The following is a 15,524-nucleotide window of genomic DNA, read 5'->3' as shown; positions in this document are numbered from 1 at the left end:
CCTTTTTGGCTATGTTTTACCGGATAATAGGTTACGCTAATGATCTAAGTTACCTGAATTTCTGGAATCTGATGGGTTTGTGAACACGTACTACTTTAGGAGGTTTTTGGCTGTGGCAAAATACATTTTCGTGACAGGCGGGGTCGTATCCTCACTGGGGAAGGGCATTACGGCGGCTTCGCTGGGAAGGCTGTTGAAGAACAGGGGATTAAAGGTAACGATCCAGAAATTCGATCCTTATATTAACGTCGATCCGGGCACGATGAGCCCGTATCAGCACGGGGAAGTGTTCGTCACGGACGATGGCGCCGAGACCGACTTGGATCTGGGCCATTATGAACGTTTTATCGATATCAATCTTTCTAAGAACAGCAATGTGACGACAGGGAAAATCTATTCCTCCGTTATCGGCAAAGAACGCCGGGGCGAGTATCTGGGCGGTACGGTTCAGGTCATCCCGCACATTACGAACGAAATTAAAGAGCGTGTCTTCCGCGCCGGGCGGGAAGCGGGATCTGACGTTGTAATCACCGAGATCGGGGGAACCGTCGGTGACATCGAGAGCTTGCCGTTCCTGGAAGCGATTCGTCAAATCAAAAGCGACATCGGACGCGAGAACGTGATGTATATTCACGTGACGCTCATTCCATATATCAAAGCGGCTGGCGAAGTTAAAACCAAGCCAACGCAACACAGCGTCAAGGAGCTGCGCAGCATCGGGATTCAGCCGAACGTGATCGTCTGCCGTACGGAGCATGAGCTGTCGGACGATATCAAAGCGAAAATCGCACAGTTCTGCGATGTAGATCCAAGCGCGGTAGTGGAGTGCCGGGATGCCAACACGCTGTACGAAGTACCGCTGAACCTGCGCGATGAAGGGCTGGACGAAATCGTCGTTAACCATCTGAAGTTGACGACGCCGGCTCCGGATATGCGCGAGTGGGAAGGCCTCGTTGACCGGATCAACAAGCTGGAGAAGACGGTGGAAATCGCCATCGTCGGGAAATATGTAGCGCTGCATGACGCCTATCTCAGTGTGGTGGAGTCGTTGTCTCACGCTGGTTTTGATGCGAATGCGGATGTGAAGATTCGCTGGGTAAATGCAGAAGAAGTAACGGACGAGAACGTGGATGAGCTGCTGCAAGGCGTCGGCGGGATTCTTGTCCCGGGCGGTTTCGGCGATCGCGGCATCGAAGGCAAAATTACGACGATCAAATATGCCCGTGAGAAACGGATTCCGTTCTTCGGTATCTGCTTGGGGATGCAGGTCGCAGTGATCGAATACGCTCGTTCGCTTGCCGGACTTCAAGGCGCGAACAGCTCGGAGATCAACCCTGCCACCGAGTATCCGGTGATCGACCTGCTGCCGGAGCAGAAGGATATCGAGGATCTGGGCGGTACGATGAGACTTGGGTTGTACCCTTGTAAGCTGGCACCAGGATCGCTTGCGATGCAATGTTATAACGACGAATTGATCTACGAGCGCCATCGCCACCGGTATGAGTTCAACAATGCGTACCGTGAGACGTTGGAGCGCGTTGGCCTGCGCATTTCCGGGACATCACCGGACGGACGCCTGGTGGAAATCGTCGAGCTTCCGGATCATCCTTGGTTCCTGGCGGTGCAGTTCCATCCGGAATTTACCTCCCGTCCGAACCGTCCGCAGCCGTTGTTCCGCGAGTTCGTGAAAGCTTCGATCGCACACTTGTCCTAAGCAAATTGACCGCAAGTCCCAATCTCAAGGCACCTGTAATTTTGGGGCACTGATTTTTTAAGGCTCTTTTTTCCAGTGGAGAAGGGTTTTGCAAATCGGGAGCGAAGTATTTACTTATGACCAGGATTACATGGTGGACTTGTGGGAGGGCTTTTCGGTGGAAGAGAAGAAAGTATTAATTGTCGATGATCAGAACGGTATCCGCATTTTATTGATGGAAGTGTTTAGCAGCGAAGGGTATAAAACGTTTCAGGCAGCCAACGGTAAGATGGCTTTGGAAATCGTCCGCAGCGACTCGCCGGATTTAGTGCTTCTCGACATGAAAATCCCGGGCATGGATGGTTTGGAAATCCTCAAGCATATCAAGGAGGTCAATCCTGAGATCAAGGTGATCATGATGACCGCTTACGGCGAGCTTGACATGATCAAGGAAGCGACGGACCTTGGGGCTCTGATGCATTTTACGAAACCCTTTGACATTGATGAAATGCGCGCAGCAGTTAACTTGCAGCTTAAAAGCGGAAATGTACTTTAAATCAAAAGATATTCTGGATAATAAACCTCCTGAGGATTACGGTGTGCTTTCCAATCGGATCTTGGGGGGTTCTTTTTTATTTTCAGGTACGGAAAAGCACACAACTGTCATGGATGTAAAGCTAACGGAAGGGACTAAAGTGAACAAATATATTAAATTGGGGTCAACCATATTACTCGGGTTATTATTCTTAGGTGCAGCCGCTTTGTTCAGTAATAAAGATGGATCGGTGAGCGCCCAGAGCCAAGTAATAGAGGCGGCTGACAAATCAACTTCTGGAAAAGTCGAATATATTAAAGTTTCAACTTCAGCAGAAGATTATACGGTTCATGTTCGTGATAAAATTAAATTGGTGGAAGTAAGTGAAACATATCTTAATGGACAGCTTCAAAATAAAATTATTGTTTCTGAAGGTGGAAAAAGAGTTACTTCTATTGGGAGAGATCATGAAACAGGTAAACTCGTGGGAACCACATGGTTACTGCCCAAAAATATTGCTGCGGAAAATGAACGGATTCTAAAAATTTCATTGTTAGAAAAACAAAAGGAAGAACTGAAGTTGAAAAAATGGAATATGACACAAACTTTGAAGGAAGATGGGAGATCTTTGCAACAGGTAACATCGGAACAGACCGATCAAAAAGAGATTGTTTATATCGATGAGCTAACAGGATTGCCTGTAAAAAGAGAAATTTATCTTAAGGACGCTCAGGGGGAATGGAAGAAAGATACCGAGAAAATAGAGGAATATAAGTATTTTGAGTCATTACCGTTTCAGTTTTTAAGCATAGAGAATGTTGGAATATTTCTTAAAACGATAACGGAAATACTCTTTTGCGTCCATTTTTCTGACTATTCCTATAATTAGTATCAAATTTACAGTTGCGGGTTTTGCGGTGAAGGTATTTTCGTAAGTACAACACAAGGCGTTCACAAATGAAAGGAAAGCATGAATAGTATTTTTGCAAGGTTGTGGTATAATAAAAAAGTGTGTGAATGTCGGCTAAAAAGATAATATCCCACATCCTTAGGAGGATTGAAACCCATGCCATTAGTATCGATGACTGACATGTTGAACAAGGCCCTTGCCGGCAAATATGCCGTAGGCCAGTACAACATCAATAACCTGGAATGGACACAAGCCATTCTGGCTGCAGCAGAAGAAGAGAAATCCCCGGTCATTCTGGGTGTTTCCGAAGGCGCTGCCCGTCACATGGGCGGTTTCTACACCGTTGTTAAAATGGTGGAAGGCTTGCTGCATGACATGAAAATCACTGTACCTGTTGCGATTCACCTCGACCATGGTTCGAGCTTTGATAAATGTAAAGAAGCGATTGACGCTGGCTTTACTTCCGTTATGATCGACGGCTCCCATCATCCAATTGATGAGAACATTGCCATGACGAAGAAAGTGGTTGAATACGCACATGCCAAAGGCGTTTCCGTTGAAGCTGAAGTAGGTACTGTCGGCGGTCAAGAAGATGACGTTGTTGGCGGTATTCAATACGCTAAACTGGACGAGTGCGTCCGTATCGTTAACGAAACTGGCATCGATACGCTGGCTCCTGCGTTGGGTTCCGTTCATGGTCCTTACAAAGGTGAACCAAACCTTGGCTTTAAAGAAATGGAAGAAATCCGCGATGCTGTTAAAATTCCGCTCGTTCTTCACGGTGGGACAGGCATTCCGACGCATGATATTGCTAAAGCGATCTCGCTCGGTACTTCCAAAATTAACGTAAATACGGAGAACCAAATTGCGTTCACGAAGGCCGTTCGCGAAGTATTGGCTGCGAAACCTGATGTATACGATCCTCGTAAATACATCGTTCCTGGCCGTGACGCGATCAAAGCCACGGTTGTTGGAAAAATCCATGAATTCGGCTCCAACAACAAAGCTTAAGGATCAACATCAAGCGTTTGCGCCGTACTCCCGTCTTAGGTGGGTTGCGGCGCAAGCTTTAGGACGGACAAGGGATTGGACCGTTCAGCTGAATAAGGTGACTTGGAGAGCACACCGCCTAGACGGTGTCTTTCCATTTCTGTCGCTAAAAATCATGGGCTTGTGTACCGACGCAAATACGTAGGGGGATCCTGGACTTATGGAGAAATTAATGATTCGTGGCGGACGTCCGCTGCGCGGAAGCGTTTCGATCAGCGGCGCCAAAAACAGCGCGATAGCGTTGATTCCAGCTGCGATCTTGGCAGAATCCGAGGTGGTTCTGGATAACTTGCCGATTTTAAGTGACGTGGCGGTATACTCGGAGATTTTGGAGGAGCTGGGTGCCCGCGTCTTGTGGGAAGGCAATCAAATGCGTATCGATCCCACCCATATTCGTTCCATTCCGATGCCCAACGGGCCGGTAAAGAAGCTGCGGGCTTCCTATTACATGATGGGGGCCTTGTTAGGACGTTTCAAAGAAGCGACCATCGGCTTGCCGGGGGGATGTAACTTTGAACCTCGTCCAATTGATCAGCATATCAAAGGGTTTGAAGCTTTAGGGGCGACCGTGACGAATGAACACGGCGCGATTCACTTGCATGCGAAGGAGCTGCGCGGGGCGAAGGTATACCTGGATGTCAGCAGCGTTGGAGCAACAATTAACATTATGCTGGCGGCCACGAGAGCCAAAGGCGCTACAATTATCGAAAATGCGGCGAAAGAGCCTGAAATTATAGATGTGGCCACTTTGTTAAACTCCATGGGAGCAGTAATTAAAGGGGCCGGTACGGAGACGATCCGAATTGAAGGCGTTACGGAACTGAAAGGCTGCCGCCATTCTATCATTCCCGATCGGATCCAAGCTGGAACTTACATGATTGCTGCTGCGGCAACCCGGGGCGATGTCTTGATCGACGGCGTGATTCCTAAGCATTTGGAGGCGTTGACCGCCAAGCTGCTGGAAATGGGCGCTCATGTGGAAGAGATGGACGAAAGCATTCGGGTGATCGGACAACCAGAATACCATCATGTTGATGTCAAGGCATTAGTCTACCCTGGGTTTCCGACAGATATTCAATCGCCGATGACTAGTCTGCTGACGCAGGCGAAAGGAGTCAGCGTGCTGAGCGATTTTGTCTACAGCAATCGGTTTAAGCACGTGCCGGAGCTGGTTCGGATGGGCGCGAAAATCCGCGTCGAAGGCCGTTCTGCCATTATCGAAGGCGGACCGCTGAATGCGGCGAAGGTGAAAGCGGCTGATTTGCGTGCCGGGGCAGCGCTAGTCGTAGCTGGACTCACGGTGCCGGAGGGCACGACAGAAGTCTTTGGCGTGGAGTTGATTGACCGGGGGTATGACCATCTGGTGCCGAACTTACGTGCATTGGGTGCAGATGTTTGGCGGGAGATGGAAGAATAACTTTCCGTTTTCGCGCATAAGTTGCCAAGGATAGGGCATAATAGGCGAATAAGTCTATCATTACGCGATACTTCATAGTTTTCAATAAAATTGAATAGGTGGTTATTTTAATATGGATCTTCAAATCGCCGATCTGGAAGGGATGAAGCTTACCGAGCTGTACAAGCTGGCGAAGCAATATCAGATCCCTTATTACGGCCAATTAAAGAAGAAAGAATTGATTTTTGCTATTTTAAGGGCACAGGCTGAACAAAGCGGTCTGATGTTTATGGAAGGCGTGCTCGAGATTTTGCCGGAAGGGTACGGTTTCCTCAGACCGATCAATTATCTGCCCAGCACGGAGGATATTTACATTTCCGCATCGCAAATCCGCAAATTTGATCTGCGCACCGGGGATCTGGTCTCCGGGAAGTGCCGTACACCGAAGGAAAATGAGAGGTATTTCGGCCTCCTGCAAGTCAACGCCGTCAACGGCGAGAACCCGGCCATTGCGGCGGAACGTCTGCATTTTCCAGCGCTGACTCCACTCTATCCGCAGACCAAATTGGTGCTCGAAACTTCCCCAAATCATTTATCCACCCGCATTATGGATTTGCTTGCTCCGGTCGGACTCGGCCAACGTGGTTTGATCGTGGCGCCGCCTAAAGCAGGGAAGACTTTGCTGCTGAAGGAAATCGCCAACAGCATCTCCACCAACAATCCCGACATTGAGTTATTCGTATTGTTGATCGACGAACGTCCGGAAGAGGTTACCGATATGCAGCGTTCGGTCAAAGGCGAAGTGATCGCTTCTACGTTTGACGAGCTGCCGGAGAACCATATCAAGGTGGCGGAGCTTGTGCTGCAGCGCGCTTTACGGCTAGTGGAGCACAAGAAGGACGTTGTGATTTTGCTCGATAGCATTACGCGTCTTGCCCGTGCCTATAACTTGGTGGTTCCGCCGTCGGGACGTACGCTCAGCGGGGGGATCGATCCGGCTGCGTTCCATCGTCCGAAGCGGTTCTTCGGCTCGGCCCGGAATGTGGAAGAGGGCGGCAGCTTGACGATTTTGGCAACGGCATTGGTGGATACCGGTTCGCGGATGGACGATATTATTTATGAGGAATTTAAGGGTACGGGGAACATGGAGCTGCACCTGGATCGGAAATTGGCGGAACGCCGGATCTTCCCGGCTATCGACATTCGCCGCTCCGGCACGCGGCGTGAGGAAGTGCTCCTGAGCAAAGAAGAGCTGGATACGATCTGGTCGATCCGGAAGAATATGACCGACTCTTACGACTTTGTGGAAGGCTTCCTCAAAAAGCTGCGCGAGTGCAAGACCAACGCCGAATTCCTGGCTTCTTTTGATGTTTCCGGGAACAACCCTTCGGGTGGCGGCAACGGCGGGGCGCGTCGTCCGGTACGGTCGGGCTCTACCTCCTCACGGTCGAGTTCGGCTTCTACGGGCGCTGGCACCGCGCAAAATACTACGGTTTAAAGAGATCTCTCGGGGGGCTTGCTTGGCTTCCAACGATGAATACAAAGAGGAGAACAACATGTACTTAGTGTATGCAGATGAACAAGGACAGGTCTATGATCATCCGTCGCTGTACGGCTTAGCCCGCAGTGCGGACATGATCGTGGAGATTATGGAGGATGAGCTGATTCCGCTTCCTGAAGGGGCGACATTGGTGGGCTTGCCGTCCACCCGGCCGATCGGGATGGACCCGGAAACCGGCGAAATGAAGCCGCTCCCCGGGAATGTCCAGGCGGTCGGCGCTCTGCTTCCGCAAGGCTATACCCGCCTTTGTTTGCCGGGGTATGTGAAGACGGACAAGAATTATAAACTGCCTTTGTTCGGGTATTCTGCGGTGGTTTGGAAGGACGGTCAGTTTTACGTGACAGCGCGCCTGTCGGACGATCCCGAGAAGTGGAATCCGCTGAATTGTGATCCTCTTGAGCTCAAAAATCAAGTGAATGCCTACACCTCCCGTTATCCGGAGAATCGGCTGTACGAACATTTATCGAATTGCGCGTTAGGTTATGAATGCCTAACCGCCTCCAATACGTTTTTGAACCGCTGGGAAGGGGCCGTCCCCGTCTCCTATTCCTGTAATGCGGGATGCTTCGGCTGTATTTCCGAGCAACCGGATGACAGCGGATTTGTTTCGCCGCAGACGCGGATGAACTTTCGCCCGCGTGTCGAAGAACTGGTGGAAGTGATGCTAGAGCATCTGAAGACTCCGGAGTCGATTATCAGCTTCGGCCAGGGCTGTGAAGGGGAACCGTCCACGCAGGCTAAGCTGATCATCGAGGCGATTCGCGAGGTGCGGCGCCAGACGGACATGGGGTATATCAATATCAATACCAACGCGGGGCTTACCGATCATATCCGCGGGATCGTGGATGCCGGCTTGGATCTAATGCGGGTCAGCACGATCAGCGCGTTGGACGATCACTACAACGCCTACTACAAACCGCGCGGCTATACGCTCGCGAATGTGGAGAAATCGTTGAAGTATGCAGCGGATCAAGGGGTCTATACCTCGATCAACTATTTGATTTTCCCTGGAGTTACGGACCGGGAGGAAGAAATCGAAGCGATGATTGATTTCGCCCGCCGCACCAATCTGAAACTGATTCAGCTGCGCAACCTGAACATCGACCCCGAAAGCTACCTGGAATTGATTCCGACGGCCAAAGGGGAGATTCTTGGGATGAAGCAGGCGATTGAGATTTTTCAGGAGGAGCTGCCGGACGTGGTCATCGGATCGTATACGCATGTGCCGCCGGCGGAATTGGCCCGTGTCAAAGTGGGCGGATAAAACAGGCAATTGCGTGAACGAGGGGCCCGTGCTATAATGCGATTATGTGTCATTATAACTCTGGGCACGACTGAGGCTCAGGGCGGAAAGAGGTGAAAGAAGATGAAAGAAGCAATTCAACCGAAATATTACGTGACTACTGTAACTTGCGCTTGCGGTAACACGTTTGAGACGGGTTCCGTGAAACAAGACCTGCGCGTTGAAATTTGCTCCAACTGCCATCCATTCTTCACCGGGAAGCAGAAATTCCTGGATGCTGGTGGACGTGTGGATAGATTCAAAAAGAAATACGGTATCTAAGATACCCTTGCACAAGCGAAATGACGAAGAACGTCTCTGCCAATCTGATGATGGGCGGGGGCGTTTTTTTCTTTTTCGGCGGTAATGATTGGGCCCATTAAGGGGAGGTGTACAGAACATATGGACTTCGATCAGGCGCATCGGTTGTGGTTGGACACGCATCGTAAACGCCGTTCGGGTGAACGGAAAGACCGATTGGAACGGGGACATGGGCATGGAGAGCAGCTGTTTTTGCGCAATGTATGGTGGCCTTTGCGGGGGAATTTGGACAACCTGCATCCGGAATACGAAATCGTCGATTGGCGGGGGCGGCCGTATTTTGCAGATTTTGCTTGGCTAACGGGGGCCGTGAAGCTCATTATTGAGGTGAAAGGCTTTGGACCGCATGTTCGCGATATGGATCGTACGATGTAATAGCCGGGAGTTGAACCGGGAGGTTTTTCTGCAAGCGTTGGGGTATCGGGTTGTTTCCCTGTCCTATGACGATGTGGAACGGCAGCCGGAAGTTTGCATCATGCTACTTCGCATGCTATTAAGCAGATTTGAGTCGTCCCGGCAGACGGACAAGCTTCCCAGGCTGGCTTTGAAATCAGCGTTGCTGCAAGCAGTTCAGTTAGGCAGACCCATTCGCCCGAAGGATGTAGAGAGGCAGCTTGGCGTAAATCATCGGACCGCGGTGCGGTATTTACAGCATTGTGCCAGATGGGCTGGCTACAGGCGCGTTCCAGCGGTGAGTCGGGCCGGGTTCGGATGTATGAGGTGATACGACGGGATTGGGATGCGTTTGATTGGTGAGTGGATAATATGGGCTTGGTCGCCTAACGGCTAACACAAAATTAAGCTTATGCTGCCACCCCTCGATACCCCGTCGCTAAGTGTAAAAGTGCAGTTGATTTGAGCGAACATGGAGTGATTTGCTTGGTGGAATGTAAAAGCGCAGTTCGAAAGGGCGGAAAAGGCGGAATTCAGCCACAATAGGCGGAAATGGACTACACTTTTGCAGTTAAAACGGCAAAATGATACTAAATTGGCGAAATGAACTGCACTTTTGCATTTCAGAGGGTCGCTGTTGCGATCAGGGGTCGGGGGGCGGGAGGCGGTGTACAAATCAGCCGGGGTGGCTGTCGCGATCGGGGACGGGAGGCAGTGTACAAACTAAAAAAACAGGTCGAAGACGATAGCCGACCGCGGTCCGCCCTCAAATCTCCAACCTGCCTAGGATGATATCTACTTCTTAAACTCCACAGTTTCCTTCAGACTATTCCATTCTTCACTCTTGATGAGGCCCAGCCGCCATAAAGCGATGCCCTTCAAATCATAGCGCTTGGCCAGCCCGGTTAGCGTTTTGACGCTGGTTTGATCCTCGCTGTCCATATTTAGCCCCAGGAGGAGCTTGCTGGCACTTGTCTCGTTAAGAGCAAGGCGGATCGCTTCGTCTACTTTGTCTGCGGGCTGCGGCCGGCCGCTATTGTTTCCTGGGAAGTAATCGTAAGCCATGATGACAATCTCGTCTGCCAGAGCCCCCAGTGTCTTATAATCATAGCCTTTATAGGACGAGTTCAACGGGTGCAGAGCCAGGGACAGCTTCAACCCAGCTGTTCGGGTTTGCTTAGACAATTCCTTCACGAAGCTGTTGAAAGCCTGGCGTGTCGCCGTCTTTTCTGTTGTTAAGCCCAGTCCTTCGAAATCAAGCATAATTCCTTGAAACGCCTTCGCTGTCGCAGCGTTCACCATATCGGTAATCGCCTGCTGCTGCAGGGCTGGATCCTCCAAGATCCGGGTCAGTTCGCCTTTCCCATCGCTGGCGAAGACCATCAGATACGGCAAGGTTCGTGCGGAGGCAGCGTCACTCACAAGGCTGTCCGCAGTCACGTTCCCTGCGGGTTGCGGGAGCCTAAACACGTCGCCCGTTTGCGTAAACTCCCCTTTCTCGTTGATCCGGCTCCAGCCGAAAGCGACAGCGTCCAGACTCGGAATCACCCCGACTTCCGAGAAGGAGGAGATGGCGTAGAACCCCAGCGTGTACATCCGTTCCTGCGGGGAGGCGATGGATACGGTCCGCGAAGCTTGGTCCCACCCGACCTGGGCTCCGAACTGCTGACTGAAGAAGCTGAGCGGAATCAGCGTATTGCCTCCAACGGACCGGGGCGCAACCGCCAATGGAACGGAGGTGTTGTTCACTTTCGCCGTTTTGCTGTTCAGCGTTAACTGCACATGAATGGCTTCAGCACCTGTGCCTTTGATCGCGGTGATCGTTTTGGAAGCTTGGTTCCAAGTGACGTTGATGCCGAGCGCTTCGGATATGGAGCGGAACGGAACCAGTGTCGTGCCGTTTACAATCATGGGTTCACCTGCAAAATTCAGCGGGTATCCGTCCAGCAGGATCCGTACCGGTGACGCCGCTTCAACCCGGGGCGACTGCATCCCGGCCAGGCCTCCGGCTAACAGGGTGATGCCCAGCAAGAGCTTCCCAATTAATTTCATTTGTTTCCCCTCTCTCATGCACTTCTAGTTTCCCATTTCCTTATTCTATTAATATAGCAAAATATAACTAGAGTTGCATGAGAGAGCGCGCACAACTCAGTGATAGTCGAGGCATAAGCCAAGTCGTAAAGCCAACTTCTTCCCTCCGGTTGCATTTTATACAGGCATGAGCTATACTTAGTTTCACCGTGCTAGATGGGGAGGTAGCGGTGCCCTGTAACTCGCAATCCGCTATAGCGAGGTTGAAGTCCTGTTAGAGGTCTTGCCGATGTGAGGCCGGTCTTTACGGCAGACGTTGACGGACGGGTCCTCCGCAAGGAGTACCTGTGAACCTGGTCAGGTCCGGAAGGAAGCAGCCATAAGCAGTCCTACGCCTGTGCCGGAGGGCAGCCTGTCTCGAGTCTTGCCGTAAAGGTGCCGCTCGGATCGCAATGATCGATAACAGGTGCACGGTGTATACTTGATCAGAATACATCTTTGTCTGCGGACAGGGGTGTTTTTTTTGTACATAGACCAAAAGGCTATAGTATAATAAGGGAACGACAACCGTCGTTTAAGGAAAGAAAGAGGTGCCGCATAATGGAGCATATTGCGCTGTACCGGGCTTGGCGGCCGCAGTCGTTTCAAGACATGGTGGGGCAGCAGCATATCATTCGCACATTGCAGAATGCGATCCGTGAACAGCGGCTGTCGCACGCTTATTTGTTCAGCGGTCCGCGTGGAACTGGGAAGACCAGTGCGGCCAAAATTTTGGCCAAAGCGGTCAACTGTGAAAAAGGACCCGCAGCAGAACCCTGCAACGAGTGTGATGCATGCCGGAGAATCACGGCCGGTGCTGTCATGGATGTACTTGAGATTGACGCCGCTTCCAACCGGGGGGTTGAAGAAATCCGCGATTTGCGCGAGAAAGTGAAATATGCCCCTACGGAAGTGCGGCAGAAAGTTTATATTATCGATGAAGTCCATATGTTAACGACGGAAGCGTTTAATGCGCTGCTGAAGACTTTAGAGGAGCCGCCTCCACACGTCATGTTTATTCTGGCAACCACTGAACCGCATCGTTTGCCGGCTACGGTGATATCGCGTTGTCAGCGTTTTGACTTCCGCCGGGTATCGTTGGAAGAGCAAAGCGAACGGCTGCAGATGATCTGCGAGCAAGAAGGCATCGAAGCGGAGAAGGAAGCCATCGAGTATATCGCCCGATTGTCCGACGGCGGGATGCGGGATGCGTTAAGCATTTTGGATCAAATTGCTTCCTTCTCAGGGCGTAAGGTCTCTTATCAGCAGGTGCTGGACATGACCGGCGGCATCGCCTCCCGGCAGTTTGCCGAGCTGGCCAAAACGCTGCTTGACGGCGATATCGGCGGGATGCTGCAGATGATCGACGGCTTCATGCAGGAAGGCAAAAGCGCAGACAAGTGCATGGAGAACCTGCTTTACTATTTCCGTGACTTGCTGATGGTCAAAATGGTGCCGCAAGCGGACAAGTTGACGGAACGTGTGTTGGATCCGCAGGATTTTGCGGAGATTGCCGAGGGCTTCACCCAATCGCAGCTGTTCCGAATCATCGATACGCTTAACCACTACCAGACTGAAATGAAATATGCCGTTCAACCCCAAACCTTGTTTGAGGTCGCTTTGCTGAAGATCTGTACGTTGGGAAAAGATGGCGCGGAAGAGCGTCCGACAGGGGGCCATAGTGCCGGAACGGGGGCCGGAGCATCCGCCGATGCTTCTGAGGTCCAACAGCTGCGCCGCCAGCTTGCAGACTTGGAGGCGAAGCTAGAGCGGGCGCTGCAGGGCGGGCTTGCCGCTGGCGGTTCTGCCTCGGGCGCGGGGGCTGGAGGCAATCGCCCATCGCGAAGCCCTGCGCCGCGCGTCGCCTCGAAAGCCAAAATCCCCGCAGGGATGGATCAGTATCTGGCCAACCGCAATAGCCCGGAGTTCTTGGACATCCAGCAAAAATGGAATCAAGTACTCCAGGCTGTCAAGGATGCCAAAATTACAGTCCATGCGTGGTTCGTGAACGGAGAGCCTGTATCCATTCTGGAAGATAATGTGCTGGTGGCGTTTAAGAATGATATTCACCGGGAGACCACCGAGAAGCCGGCCAATAAACAAGTCATTGAAGCGGTCCTGGAGCGTCAACTGGGCAGACCGTATCACTTGGTCACCATGATGCTGAAGGATTGGAACGATGCGCTGCAAGGGGCGGGCGAACGGTCAGACGGTGAACCGTTCGAGCTGGAGCATCCACCGGAGGAAGGCGCGTCTGGATCCGGGAAGGAACCTTGGGTGGACGAAGCGCTAAATATGTTTGGGGATGATCTGGTCGTCATCAAGGAATAACCCAACGAATGGCTTGGGATAGGCACCAGATTGTGGTTATATTTTTCCATTTATTGCATGATATGCATGTAGACCAAATTAAGGAGATGTGAAGCAGATGAACAATATGAATCAAATGATGAAACAAGTGAAAAAAATGCAGGAGCAAATGCTCAAAGCACAGGAAGAACTGGCCAACAAAACCGTAGAAGGCAGTGCGGGCGGCGGAGTCGTTACCGTGCAAGTGAACGGTCACAAAAAAGTACTGAACTTGACGATCAAACCGGAAGCAGTAGATCCAGACGATGTGGAAATGCTGCAAGACTTGGTGTTGACTGCAGTGAATGACGCTTTGACGAAGGCGGAAGAATTGGCAAACCAAGATATGGGTAAATTTACAGGCGGAATCAAAATTCCTGGCCTGTTCTAATTCTAGGAACTGAAGGAGAAGGCCCCATTGTATTATCCCGAACCGATCGCGAAGCTGATCGATGCTTTTACTCATTTGCCTGGTATTGGGCCGAAGACGGCAGCCAGATTGGCCTTTCATGTGCTGAACATGAAGGAAGATGATGTCATTGATTTCGCTAAAGCGCTGGTCAGCGTGAAGCGGAATCTTCATTACTGCTCTATCTGCTGTAACATCACGGATACGGATCCGTGCCGGATTTGTCAGGATAAGACGCGGGACGCTTCCGTGATTTGCGTTGTGCAGGAATCTAAGGACCTGGTCGCCATGGAGCGGACGAAGGAGTTTGATGGTTACTATCATGTGCTGCAAGGGGCAATCTCGCCGATGGAAGGCCTAGGTCCGGATGATATCCGGCTGAAGGAGCTGCTGAATCGCTTAAGTGATGAACGAGTGAAGGAGCTTATCTTGGCAACTAACCCGAACATTGAAGGGGAAGCGACGGCGATGTATATCTCCCGTCTTGTGAAGCCCTTTGATATCCGCGTCACCCGGATTGCCCACGGGTTGCCGGTCGGCGGCGACTTGGAGTATGCGGATGAAGTGACATTATCCAAGGCGTTAGAAGGACGCCGAGAAATTAATTAGTCTTTTTTCTATCGCTTGAAACGAAAGAACTTTAGGCCCTGAATTCCGTTGGGGCTTAAGGTTCTTTTTGCTTTTTTCGACGATGCGAAGGTTCTAAGTTTGTCCTTTCCCCGATACACATGAAGTAAAAAACGGATGGGGAGGCGATTGGCTTGAAGATCTTGAAGCGCTGGGGAGTAGGGCGCTCGAACCTGGCTCACAGGAAAGATGCGATGGCATATAAGCGCGAACTGTACGAAGAAGTGATCAACGCGTTAAAAGAGTGGGAGCGGGCCAGCATCGCTTTTCAGGAGGCGGTAGGGCATGATGAAGTGGACGTGGCGATCTACACCCTGGAGGCGGCTGAACGCAGGTATCAAATTCAACTGAAGGCGGCGAAGCAGGCGAAGGTCGATTGGGATGCCTTTCGGAATGGTTCTTATTTTGGCTAAGTTCAAGACCGTTTGATATGGAGGCGGGAAAAAATGAAGCTGGTATTGATCGGTATTTTGGTTGTGTCATTGGCGCTGTTACTGTACATTTTATTTTCGCGTAAAATCGGTTTGGTGTGGCTTTCACGCTTAGGGTTACATGTCGTGCTTGCGGCGCTTGGACTTTACGTGATCAATTTCTCCGGATTATTGACCGAAGTGTATATCCCTTTAAATCCGGTTACTTTAAGCACGGTATTGGTTCTTGGCCTTCCCGGCGTTGCGCTGTTGGTTGGCCTAAAATTAACTATGATCTAGGAGTTGACGCGGCTTCAATATCTGTGGTACATTATAAATCGCTTCTCCGAGAGGACAAGCTGGCCAAGACCTTCCACATGATGGATTTAAAAAAAGGTCTTGACTAAAGAATAGAGAGTGTGATATATTATAAAGGTCGCTGCTGAAACGAAGCGACGGCAAAAGAAAAGGTTTGATCTTTGAAAACTGAACAACGAGTGAGTAATAAATGAGAATTA

At 51.0% G+C, this 15,524-nt stretch carries 16 protein-coding genes and 1 other RNA gene; 16 read left to right on the top strand and 1 reads right to left on the bottom strand.

What is annotated here, in order from left to right; genetic code table 11:
- Nucleotides 1-112 precede the first annotated feature (112 nt).
- From M3G15_RS12840 to M3G15_RS12795, 10 genes are all read left to right on the top strand, one after another.
- On the top strand, nt 113-1,714 hold the full coding sequence (locus tag M3G15_RS12840) for a CTP synthase (protein ID WP_009226819.1): 1,602 nt from the start codon (nt 113-115) through the stop codon (nt 1,712-1,714).
- A gap of 157 nt (nt 1,715-1,871) precedes the next feature.
- On the top strand, nt 1,872-2,249 hold the full coding sequence (locus M3G15_RS12835; protein WP_028539100.1) for a response regulator: 378 nt from the start codon (nt 1,872-1,874) through the stop codon (nt 2,247-2,249).
- Nucleotides 2,239-3,117, top strand: coding sequence for a LolA-like protein (locus M3G15_RS12830; protein ID WP_260071149.1), 879 nt, complete (start codon nt 2,239-2,241; stop codon nt 3,115-3,117). The genes M3G15_RS12835 and M3G15_RS12830 overlap by 11 nt, the downstream gene beginning before the upstream one ends.
- A gap of 177 nt (nt 3,118-3,294) precedes the next feature.
- The gene (gene fba, locus M3G15_RS12825; RefSeq protein ID WP_260071148.1) at nt 3,295-4,149 is read left to right on the top strand and encodes a class II fructose-1,6-bisphosphate aldolase; all 855 of its coding nucleotides are present in this window, start codon (nt 3,295-3,297) and stop codon (nt 4,147-4,149) included.
- Between the two features lie 199 nt (nt 4,150-4,348).
- Complete coding sequence (locus M3G15_RS12820) at nt 4,349-5,605, top strand: UDP-N-acetylglucosamine 1-carboxyvinyltransferase (protein WP_009226823.1); 1,257 nt, start codon at nt 4,349-4,351, stop codon at nt 5,603-5,605.
- 112 nt (nt 5,606-5,717) lie between these two features.
- Nucleotides 5,718-7,082 (top strand): transcription termination factor Rho, encoded by a 1,365-nt coding sequence (gene rho / locus M3G15_RS12815; RefSeq protein ID WP_009226824.1) that lies wholly within the window; start codon nt 5,718-5,720, stop codon nt 7,080-7,082.
- Nucleotides 7,083-7,140: 58 nt separating this feature from the next.
- Entirely contained in the window at nt 7,141-8,409 is a 1,269-nt protein-coding gene (locus M3G15_RS12810; protein ID WP_260071147.1) for a radical SAM family protein, read from the top strand.
- A gap of 102 nt (nt 8,410-8,511) precedes the next feature.
- Nucleotides 8,512-8,709 carry a 50S ribosomal protein L31 gene (rpmE, locus tag M3G15_RS12805; protein WP_009226826.1) on the top strand — a complete coding sequence of 66 codons (198 nt, stop codon included), beginning with the start codon at nt 8,512-8,514 and terminating at the stop codon, nt 8,707-8,709.
- A gap of 120 nt (nt 8,710-8,829) precedes the next feature.
- Nucleotides 8,830-9,123 (top strand): hypothetical protein, encoded by a 294-nt coding sequence (locus M3G15_RS12800; RefSeq protein WP_260071146.1) that lies wholly within the window; start codon nt 8,830-8,832, stop codon nt 9,121-9,123.
- Nucleotides 9,086-9,472, top strand: coding sequence for a hypothetical protein (locus M3G15_RS12795; protein WP_260071145.1), 387 nt, complete (start codon nt 9,086-9,088; stop codon nt 9,470-9,472). Before M3G15_RS12800 ends, M3G15_RS12795 begins: the two co-directional genes overlap by 38 nt.
- A 464-nt stretch (nt 9,473-9,936) precedes the next feature.
- Here the strand turns inward: M3G15_RS12795 and M3G15_RS12790 are convergent, their stop codons facing one another.
- A complete protein-coding gene (locus M3G15_RS12790; protein WP_036646522.1) occupies nt 9,937-11,193 on the bottom strand; it encodes a stalk domain-containing protein in 1,257 nt (418 codons plus the stop codon).
- Between the two features lie 186 nt (nt 11,194-11,379).
- Between M3G15_RS12790 and ffs the strand changes: the two genes are divergently transcribed.
- From ffs to M3G15_RS12760, 6 genes are all read left to right on the top strand, one after another.
- Nucleotides 11,380-11,646, top strand: an RNA gene (gene ffs / locus M3G15_RS12785) — signal recognition particle sRNA large type.
- Nucleotides 11,647-11,772: 126 nt separating this feature from the next.
- On the top strand, nt 11,773-13,542 hold the full coding sequence (dnaX, locus tag M3G15_RS12780) for a DNA polymerase III subunit gamma/tau (protein ID WP_260071144.1): 1,770 nt from the start codon (nt 11,773-11,775) through the stop codon (nt 13,540-13,542).
- 97 nt (nt 13,543-13,639) lie between these two features.
- On the top strand, nt 13,640-13,951 hold the full coding sequence (locus M3G15_RS12775) for a YbaB/EbfC family nucleoid-associated protein (RefSeq protein WP_009226830.1): 312 nt from the start codon (nt 13,640-13,642) through the stop codon (nt 13,949-13,951).
- A gap of 27 nt (nt 13,952-13,978) precedes the next feature.
- Nucleotides 13,979-14,578, top strand: a complete 600-nt coding sequence (gene recR / locus M3G15_RS12770) for a recombination mediator RecR (protein ID WP_016314604.1) — start codon at nt 13,979-13,981, stop codon at nt 14,576-14,578.
- 212 nt (nt 14,579-14,790) lie between these two features.
- Nucleotides 14,791-15,009: a hypothetical protein gene (locus M3G15_RS12765; protein WP_051135041.1), complete on the top strand. Its 219-nt coding sequence runs from the start codon at nt 14,791-14,793 to the stop codon at nt 15,007-15,009.
- A 33-nt stretch (nt 15,010-15,042) separates the two neighbouring features.
- A complete protein-coding gene (locus tag M3G15_RS12760; protein WP_260071143.1) occupies nt 15,043-15,306 on the top strand; it encodes a pro-sigmaK processing inhibitor BofA family protein in 264 nt (87 codons plus the stop codon).
- Nucleotides 15,307-15,524: the final 218 nt, after the last annotated feature.

It is taken from the genome of Paenibacillus sp. p3-SID1389 (assembly GCF_025151705.1).
GTDB lineage: Bacteria > Bacillota > Bacilli > Paenibacillales > Paenibacillaceae > Fontibacillus > Fontibacillus phoenicis.
This window is presented reverse-complemented; position numbering and strand designations above follow the sequence as displayed.

Excerpts from the sequence above, each read along its gene's own strand:
- M3G15_RS12800 (WP_260071146.1), top strand. The coding sequence starts at position 8,830 with ATGGACTTCGATCAGGCGCATCGGTTGTGGTTGGACACGCATCGTAAA.
- dnaX (WP_260071144.1), top strand. The coding sequence starts at position 11,773 with ATGGAGCATATTGCGCTGTACCGGGCTTGGCGGCCGCAGTCGTTTCAA.
- rpmE (WP_009226826.1), top strand. The coding sequence starts at position 8,512 with ATGAAAGAAGCAATTCAACCGAAATATTACGTGACTACTGTAACTTGC.
- M3G15_RS12790 (WP_036646522.1), bottom strand. The coding sequence starts at position 11,193 with ATGAAATTAATTGGGAAGCTCTTGCTGGGCATCACCCTGTTAGCCGGA.
- M3G15_RS12830 (WP_260071149.1), top strand. The coding sequence starts at position 2,239 with ATGTACTTTAAATCAAAAGATATTCTGGATAATAAACCTCCTGAGGAT.
- M3G15_RS12810 (WP_260071147.1), top strand. The coding sequence starts at position 7,141 with ATGTACTTAGTGTATGCAGATGAACAAGGACAGGTCTATGATCATCCG.
- fba (WP_260071148.1), top strand. The coding sequence starts at position 3,295 with ATGCCATTAGTATCGATGACTGACATGTTGAACAAGGCCCTTGCCGGC.
- rho (WP_009226824.1), top strand. The coding sequence starts at position 5,718 with ATGGATCTTCAAATCGCCGATCTGGAAGGGATGAAGCTTACCGAGCTG.
- M3G15_RS12820 (WP_009226823.1), top strand. The coding sequence starts at position 4,349 with ATGGAGAAATTAATGATTCGTGGCGGACGTCCGCTGCGCGGAAGCGTT.
- M3G15_RS12760 (WP_260071143.1), top strand. The coding sequence starts at position 15,043 with ATGAAGCTGGTATTGATCGGTATTTTGGTTGTGTCATTGGCGCTGTTA.
- M3G15_RS12765 (WP_051135041.1), top strand. The coding sequence starts at position 14,791 with ATGGCATATAAGCGCGAACTGTACGAAGAAGTGATCAACGCGTTAAAA.
- M3G15_RS12775 (WP_009226830.1), top strand. The coding sequence starts at position 13,640 with ATGAACAATATGAATCAAATGATGAAACAAGTGAAAAAAATGCAGGAG.